The 382-nt window shown below is 28.8% G+C and carries 1 protein-coding gene; it reads right to left on the bottom strand.

The features are described from left to right. Window positions 1-382, bottom strand: a 382-nt coding sequence (locus tag CRV02_RS14745; RefSeq protein ID WP_164969044.1) for a flavin reductase family protein, incomplete at both ends; no start/stop codon positions are given.

Here is a 382-nt window from a genome sequence, read left to right on the forward strand (position 1 = left end):
CACAAAAAAGTGCAGTTTGAGTAGAACAAATCATAGGAGGATAATCTTCTAATTCTTTTTTTACTTCTATTTCATATTTTTCTATTTCACTCTCATCTTTTGGTAATTGAGTAGCACATTTTTGAACTTGATCTACATTGTCTTTATTTGGGAAACAAATTGTTGCTTTTTTTGTTTTTAATATGTTTGCTAAAGTATCTTTTGGACTTTCATTCTCTTTTCTTCCAATAGCAACAATTACAAGAGCTGGATTTGTAGAAATTGGAATAAAATAAGAAAATGGTGCAGCATTTAAAACTCCATTATCTTCTGTTACTATCCATGCTATTGGTCGTGGAACTATACTTCCAGACATTATTTTGTATCTATTTAAATCATTTAC

This window comes from Arcobacter sp. CECT 8989, assembly GCF_004116715.1.
Taxonomy (GTDB): domain Bacteria; phylum Campylobacterota; class Campylobacteria; order Campylobacterales; family Arcobacteraceae; genus Halarcobacter.